Source organism: Aquidulcibacter paucihalophilus, from assembly GCF_002105465.1.
Classification (GTDB): Bacteria; Pseudomonadota; Alphaproteobacteria; order Caulobacterales; family Aquidulcibacteraceae; genus Aquidulcibacter; species Aquidulcibacter paucihalophilus.
The window spans coordinates 1-7,317 of record NZ_NCSQ01000038.1 but is presented as its reverse complement, the minus strand read 5'-3'; the positions used below and the strand labels follow the sequence as shown (position 1 = coordinate 7,317).

At 52.6% G+C, this 7,317-nt stretch carries 6 protein-coding genes; 1 reads left to right on the top strand and 5 read right to left on the bottom strand.

Annotated features, from left to right (window positions below; genetic code table 11):
* Nucleotides 1–95: 95 nt before the first annotated feature.
* From B7364_RS03365 to B7364_RS03350, 4 genes are all read right to left on the bottom strand, one after another.
* Nucleotides 96–1,067, bottom strand: coding sequence for an ArdC family protein (locus B7364_RS03365; protein ID WP_085338533.1), 972 nt, complete (start codon nucleotides 1,065–1,067; stop codon nucleotides 96–98).
* Nucleotides 1,068–1,320: 253 nt separating this feature from the next.
* Nucleotides 1,321–1,548 carry a toxin-antitoxin system HicB family antitoxin gene (locus tag B7364_RS03360; protein WP_085338532.1) on the bottom strand — a complete coding sequence of 76 codons (228 nt, stop codon included), beginning with the start codon at nucleotides 1,546–1,548 and terminating at the stop codon, nucleotides 1,321–1,323.
* A complete protein-coding gene (locus tag B7364_RS03355; protein ID WP_232780792.1) occupies nucleotides 1,545–1,991 on the bottom strand; it encodes a putative toxin-antitoxin system toxin component, PIN family in 447 nt (148 codons plus the stop codon). Before B7364_RS03355 ends, B7364_RS03360 begins: the two co-directional genes overlap by 4 nt.
* Nucleotides 1,992–2,126: 135 nt before the next feature.
* Nucleotides 2,127–4,334 carry a ParB/RepB/Spo0J family partition protein gene (locus B7364_RS03350; RefSeq protein ID WP_085338530.1) on the bottom strand — a complete coding sequence of 736 codons (2,208 nt, stop codon included), beginning with the start codon at nucleotides 4,332–4,334 and terminating at the stop codon, nucleotides 2,127–2,129.
* Nucleotides 4,335–4,947: 613 nt separating this feature from the next.
* Here B7364_RS03350 and B7364_RS03345 point away from each other — a divergent pair.
* Nucleotides 4,948–7,065 (top strand): SGNH/GDSL hydrolase family protein, encoded by a 2,118-nt coding sequence (locus B7364_RS03345; RefSeq protein ID WP_085338529.1) that lies wholly within the window; start codon nucleotides 4,948–4,950, stop codon nucleotides 7,063–7,065.
* 27 nt (nucleotides 7,066–7,092) lie between these two features.
* On the opposite strand, the gene B7364_RS03340 is transcribed toward B7364_RS03345, so the two are convergent.
* A partial coding sequence (locus B7364_RS03340) for a transposase domain-containing protein (protein ID WP_198534020.1) occupies nucleotides 7,093–7,317 on the bottom strand: 225 nt, incomplete at its 5' end.

Sequence of the window (7,317 nt, the reverse complement as noted above, 5' to 3'; positions counted from 1 at the left end):
GCACAAACCTCCCGCGGAGCGGGTTCGTTCTTCGGCCAACTATTGCCGAAATCGGACCTCTAAAACGTCTGCTTTTTAGTTAATAGGCACATGCTCTAGTCCACCTCCATCTCACCCAGCACCCAGTCAGCGGCAGCTTGAGCTTTGCTCGCTGCGGTCAGGAACGACGATGGATTATCGCCAAGGGCTTTGAGCCAGCCATCGATATAGGCAGCATGATCTTCAAGGTGATCAGCGGGCAGGCCGATGCAGGCACCGATGAAGGCGCTGGCAAGTTCAGCGATTAGCTCTTCGAGAGCATAACCTGCATCGCCAAAACGGGTTTGGCCGAAGTCACGATTGAGGCGGGTTTCATGACGGGAAGCATGGGCGGTCTCGTATTGGGTGCCATCGCGAAACGCCTCGCGAAGGGGCATTTGGATATAGTCAGCGGCCTTTGAGTAGAATGCCCGATTACCGCCATGGCGCAGGGTAACGGGGATGCGCGCGAAGAGAGAAGCCCAGCGGGTCTCATCTTCGCTGATGGTAATTGAAGTGCGCGGAACCGGCGGTGTTTCAGAAGGCGCATAGAAATCTTCAGGAAGACCTTCGATCTGCTCGGCATTGAAGACAGTATAGCCGCGCAAGATGCGACGGGTTTCGCCAGTTTCATCGCCATTGGCACCTTTGGACTTAGGTACCCGAGAAGGCTTGCCATCAGCATCTGACTTATCGCCCACTTCGGCATAATAGACGACAAAGGAGCCGCGCTCACCTTTTCGAACACAGGCTTTCATAGCCAAGGCCTGCTTGAAGGTGAACCAATGGCGTGACCGAAAGCCGCTTTCTAAAGAGGCAGCCCACAGGGCAATGATATTCATCCCGCGATAGGGCGTCCCGCATGATCTCAGGGGCAAAACCAAAGCATCAGGTGGGGTAATATCATCCCATGGCTTGATCCACGGGCGAACACCGCGTTCTAAAAGAGAACTGATTTGGGCCGTGACACGCTCATGGGGTGTCAGACGTACTTCATCGGACGCTGATGAATAGCGGGAATGACGAGATGCAGCGATTGAAAGTGACATGGCGGAGACCTCCGCCGATGGGATTTTTGCGTTACGCGATACTCACCATGAGCTCGCGCCGCCCCCATCGGCCGAGATCAACAAACCGCACCCCTGATTGCCTGCCCGCACCCCGGTAGTCTTGCCTTGTCCAGACCGGGGCGGAAGCGGAGCGCCCGACCGAACGGTTGCGGGCAGGCTGTCAGGGGTGCAGGGATTTTGGGCCGATAGGGGAGGTGCTCGTGAAATTACACCGAAGCATCACGACTGCGGGTCAGTCCGACTTTTTGAAATCCCGATCCAATTTGTCCAACAAAGCTAGACCAATTGTTGGATTACCACGTGTGGCTCGAGCTCGGAACCGAACTTCAATGTCGAATTCTGTCACCGCGCGGTTGGCGAGCTCTTCGACCAATTTGTTCATGCTGATGTTACGGTGCGCAGCCAGTGCCTTCAAACGCTCATGCTGGTCATCAGGTAGACGAATGGTAAGGACGCTCATGACTTTCTTCTCCAGTTTAAAAAGTCGCCGGGTGTGAAGATTTCTATATCCGGGAATAGAAGTTCGGCGTTACGGAAATCGCGAAGATTTGATGTAATGATCGCGCGTGCACCTCCAGCAACAGCCAATTCCAGAACATGGTTGTCGCCTTCATCGGTGAGATTTGGCCGCCAAAGGAAGTGAATTCGAACCCAATCAGCAACGCTCAGTAGCGCATCTAACAAGGCATCACGCTCACTGGCTGACAGCGAGCAATTTGCCCAAATCTCATCTCTTGCCAAAAGGGCCTCATATTCCCCGAATAGGGCATTTGAGAAAATAGGCTTGAAGTCACCTTTCAATGCCTGTCGAAGTATTTCCCGTGATCCGCCATCTGGGCTCATCACCGCTGAGACAAAGACATTAGTATCAATCACGACTTTGACCATGAATTTTGGTAGCATATATGCCATCAAGTGCCAAGCTCGGTTCAAGAAATAATCCAATGCCGATGTGCCCAATTAAACAAGATAATGGCGAATTGGGATCAGCGACGGTCCACTTTGATCAAGTTTCCAGCCGCTGATCTTGCTATCATGTCACTCCGCTGCGATTCCCACGGATTTAAGATCTGGCTCTACCGCCTCGACTTTTGCCAAAGCGGCAAGGCCTTCCTCAGTGATCTCAAAAGCCGACACCTCATCTGGATCAGTCACGACGATCAAACCATCCGTTCGGATCACGCTGGGCAACCAGCCAGTCCCATCGAGCGTCTGCGCCGCCATCAGCGCCAACTCATCCTTGCGCTTCGAGCCAAGCGTCGCCTCGAAAGCCTCACGATCCTTTGCCGTAGGCAGTTCCAAAACCGCAGGACTTTCCATGATCGCATCGGCAATCTGAGCCTTGTTTAGACCCATGAAGAAATCCGAAGTTGGTGCCCACCATTTGGTCATGTCGACTTGGAGACGGGTAGCAAGGTTATCGGCGACTTCTTGCTTGCGACGACAGATGGGTGTGTTGCCACTGTGGCTGAGATCGAGCGTCGAAGCGATTAGGAGTGCTTGGGTTTGAAGCAAGATCTCTGGTCCTTGAGCCAAGCACCAGTCAAACCAATTCTCCTCGTAGAGGTCTAATGCCTTCAAGGTGTCACGCTTGGAGGCGAGGGATTCAGCATCGGAGTAGGCATGACAGACAAAGGCATGAATGCTCATACCGACAGGGCCAGTTAGCGCCATGAAGTGAGATCCCAATGTATAGACAGATAGGGCCAAAGCCACATCAGGGGCCTCACAAAGATGAGCCCGAATGGCGCGCGTGCGTGCGCTGCTTAGTTCAGTCAAAGTCTTTTGCGTAAAGCCGGAGGTATTGACTGGCGCAGGCTCATCTTCTTCCCAAGGAGGACGTTCTTCGGGGGTAGTTGATGTGATGCCTTCAGAACCTTCAGCACCTGATGTGACCACATCAGCGAAAGGCCTGGTCGCGCCAGTGCTCTGACCTGCAATGCGTGCGGTGCCTGCGGCAGGATCGATTACAAGGACGGTCACACCATCGGGAGAGGGTGTAAACGCAACAGGCTCAGTTGCAGGAATTGCCTCGGCCTCAAGACGTTCCTTTTCGCGGCGTCGTTCGGCCTCAGCTTTGGCCTTTTCGGCGTCACGTCGTGCGTCGATCCGAGAAATCTTCTTTTGATCGCCTTTGGCGACAATGCCGACGATCGTATCTGGATAACCTTCAAAATCGATCGAGATCACACAACCGGCTAACGCCATCTTTTCTGGATCGAAGAAAGACAAGGCGTCGGCCATTTCATGGGCTTTGACACGGAGACTCTCGAGTTCCGCGATCAGGGCCGCATCTGTTGGATCGGACGCAAGCGCTTGCTCAATTTCGGAAGCTCTGTCCCGTATCACGTGTGCAGCGGCCTTCTGCTCCTCAGTCGGCTGATGCCATTCGGGACGAATGCGATGCATGGAGCCACCGTCTGCTCTGCCATTACCCAGATTCAAGCTCACCCAACCCCAGCCTTGGGCAAGGAGGGGAGCTCGCATTTCTTCAAGCTTGGCTGTGGCCAGCTCATTTAGGAGGTCCGAGCTATCGAGGAACACAAGGCTGTCGTCAAACAAGTCACGACGGACAATGCCGCCGGCTGCCTCATAAGCTTCAAGACCCACAAACTTTGCGAGCCGGTCGGTTACTCGAACGGCTCCTTGAGTGAGATAAGACCGTACCGCATAGGCATTGCCGACGGGCTTGGTCATGATGGCAAAGACCGCGTCTTGGCGTTCATGGTCAGCCACCAGACAAAAGGCGCGTGCAGCATCAAGGCCAAGTTCGCCCTTTCGCAATGCTTCTTTCAAGGTGGGCGATAGGGCCGCTAAGGCCAATCTTTGACGAACATGGCGGACTGTGGCTCCAAAGCGGGCAGCGATAGCGTCTTCTGTTTGGCCTTCACCAGCTAAGCGACCAAAGGCTTCAACCTCGTCCAAGGGATGCATGGCAACACGTTGGACATTTTCTGCCAAGGAAGCTTCTTCGGCAAGGTCAGCCGGAACGATCTGGCAGGGGACTTCAAAATCAGACGTGATGGCTTTGCGCTTAAGCAAGAGCTTCAAAGCTGCCAAGCGGCGACCGCCAGCGGAGACTTGATACTTGCCAGAACCGACATCGACGACGCTTAGGCCTTGTAAGAGACCATGGGCCTGAATGGAGGCTGCCAATTCATCAATGGCGATTTTCTTATCAATGCGACGAGCATTGAGGGGGGAGGGCTGTAAAGCCTTCAGAGGTAACATTTGAACGTGAGACATAAGATTGATCTCCCTATGGGAGTTCCTAGTGTTGGATATCAATCACCAGGGCCGCCTGCGCGGCAATCCTCTCACCGGCCCACGCCAAACCAGACGCGCAAGGGTCGACGTATACGTCGACGAGGCGCGAGCCGTCCCTTGCGCGGCTGGGGTGGACGGGGGCATTTGCTTAAAGCGCGCAGGCGGGGGGGGGTGAAAGCGCTATTGTGCTGAGCTTCCTCCAAGTCCGGTAGACAGAAATCTCAATTAGCGCTCATCGAATTTCCGATTGTCAAAGCAGGGGTGAATGGAGTTCTTGTCTATTTGAACGCACAAAGTTCATTGCCATTTTTGTTCGGCCACGACCGACTTGTTTCGGCAATAGTTGGCCGATTGCGGAGGGTCTAATTTAGGGCACGCGGACGTCGAAAGCTGCCGTCCTCAAGCGAAAGGATTCCCCTAATAATGGGTTGGATTTTAAGGGGCTGGTTCAAGTTTCTTGGCTGTTGACCACTTACAGGTCCCGACATACCATTTCTAAAAAGCCTGTTCGGTTGTAAGCTGTTCAACCGTTCAAAGCGAAAGTCATACGATTTATTGGTATTCTGGATTCTAAAGCGGGGGTGCTCTGGTTATGTCAAAATTTCGATTTTTATTGCTTTGCATCCCTGCTGCCTGCTTCGGAAGTTTTGCAAAAGCGGATCCAGAAACAACAAAGACCAATGCGATTTCAATAGAATGGTCTGTCGAAGATCGATTCAGGCTCTTTAATCAAGCAGACGATGCCGCCAAAGCGCGTATCGATAATCTTCTAGAAAACTTGCATGCCCCAGCCGCTAACCCTACATCTTCAACTATTATCCCAGCGAGTTCTAGCACCATTTTCTCGGCTCATTACGATCAAATTCTTGCAGCGCTCATTAACGATCATGGGAAATCGTTGCGCAATTCAAATTGGGTTTGGTCAGATAGAACAGGTGTTGATGGGACCCGCGTCTATTCGCAAGACTATGTTCGTCCAAGATCCTACAAGATCAGGGTTAAACTCTTAAATGCGGCTTCAATTCAAGAGCAGACCTGTGTTTGGAGTGTCAATGGTCTCAACCAAACTGCAGCTCCGCAACGTGAAGAATGCAGCAAAGAGATAGTTCTAAAGGTGTTCCGCTCAGGCACCGATGAGAAGTTTGGCGTACAAGGTGTTAGCGTTTCTGTTGCTTTGGAGAGCGGCTTACAACTAGCAACGACGAGCATCGATTTTGAAGATAAATTGATTGTCGCCATGGGCGATTCGTTCATCGCAGGCGAAGGAAACCCCGACGTTCCTTCAGTGCTGCTTCGGACTGGGCCATCGCAAGAGTTTGAGAAGGCAAGTTGGCCAGCAACCATCCCAGACGGCACAATTAAGCACGCGGAATGGTGGGATAAACCCTGCCATCGTTCACTGCTGTCATGGCCAGTATTGGCTGGCCTTTACGAAGCTGCGCAAAATAAACGCAAGGCCATCACATTGGTCCACGTTGGATGTTCGGGGGCAACGATTCCAGACTTGACTAAAGGTCCCCAAAAGGATTTGCCGGGTGGTGGCAAAGAAGATTTTCACCAAATCCAACAAGTCAGGAATTTACTCGACAATAAGCGGGCGATTGATCAAATCTATTTGTCCATTGGCGGGAATGATGCTAAGTTCGGAGGGGTTGTTCAAGCTATGGTGTTGCCGCCAAACGACTATTTATACGGCACTTTAGACCTCGTTGCCCCAAGAATAGTCGCCAAGATTGGGGGCGCAGTTTTGCCCTATGATCGCGCCAATTGGCCATTGAGTAACTTGAAGATTCCAGGAAGAAAATCAGCTCAAGCGAGGCTGAAAGATGACCTTCGTGGTGATTTCAATGAACTTCGCTCACAGTTAATAGGTATCAACGACGGCCTCGGTTCAGCAAATCCAGTTCATCCTCCAATTGTTTTCCAGCCTGAGTATCCAGCCATCCTCCAAGTAAAGGCTGGGGATGGAGATATGTATGCCTGTCGTACAATTTTGAACACAAGGGACTTTTTGAATTATCAAGGAACCTATGAGGAAAGGGGCCTAGATCTAGCCTTCAAAATTGCAATGGGAGCAGATCCTTCAAAAACTAAGAGCTTGGCACCTTATGAATTCATAGACGACCGTGCTGGCTTCGAAGCTCTGAATGGAATTATTCCTAGTCCATTAAGGCGCAGAAATGCTGATGGCTGGTTTTTTCAATTTAAGTATGGGCCAAAAGGCAGCACACTACCTCGTCAGAATGGATGTGGGCTCCGGGAAAATGCTAATCCAGCTGACTCAGAAGTTTGTATGGCACATTGGGTTTGGAGCCGCTTAAATGAGGTGGTTCGTTTGCAAGATAGCCTAGTGGAGAAGGATGCAGCATTGAGCTGGACGGTCTTCAATGGTCACGTTGAGAAAACAAGAGCGCATGGATGGTGCGGTCGTGACAATAAAAGTCCGCTGAAACTGCCACTGGCCAGTCGAGACAAAGAAACGGGTGTCTGGCAATGGAACAGCGAGATCAGTCCAGCCGACTTTAGGCCGTATCGTCAGGATATGCCACGCTGGTTTCGAACGGCAAATGACAGCGCTTTGACCCAATACGGCGGTCCGGGGTATTTTTTCCAAGGCTCGGTCCACCCGACTTTTAACGCGCACCTCGCAATCGCAGAGGCCGCACTCGAAGCGTCGAGAGTAATAGAGGTCCCCAGCGGAGTGTCGTAAGCGTCCGGCCTGACCCGTCTTGACCGATCAAGCGGGCTGTGGCGCGCCGGCGGGTTTCCAGTTCCACGGCAACAGCTCGTGGAGGCGTTTGTTGGGATGGTCGTCGATGCGGGGGAGGATGTCGGCGAGCCAAGCTTCGGGGTCGATGGCGTTGAGCTTTGCGGTTTCGATGAGCGAGTAGATCGCCGCAGCGCGTTGCCCACCAGTGTCGGATCCTGCGAACAGCCAGTTCTTGCGGCCTATGGCGAGGCC

Excerpts from the sequence above, each read along its gene's own strand:
- B7364_RS03365 (WP_085338533.1), bottom strand. The coding sequence starts at position 1,067 with ATGTCACTTTCAATCGCTGCATCTCGTCATTCCCGCTATTCATCAGCG.
- B7364_RS03360 (WP_085338532.1), bottom strand. The coding sequence starts at position 1,548 with ATGAGCGTCCTTACCATTCGTCTACCTGATGACCAGCATGAGCGTTTG.
- B7364_RS03355 (WP_232780792.1), bottom strand. The coding sequence starts at position 1,991 with ATGCTACCAAAATTCATGGTCAAAGTCGTGATTGATACTAATGTCTTT.
- B7364_RS03350 (WP_085338530.1), bottom strand. The coding sequence starts at position 4,334 with ATGTCTCACGTTCAAATGTTACCTCTGAAGGCTTTACAGCCCTCCCCC.
- B7364_RS03345 (WP_085338529.1), top strand. The coding sequence starts at position 4,948 with ATGTCAAAATTTCGATTTTTATTGCTTTGCATCCCTGCTGCCTGCTTC.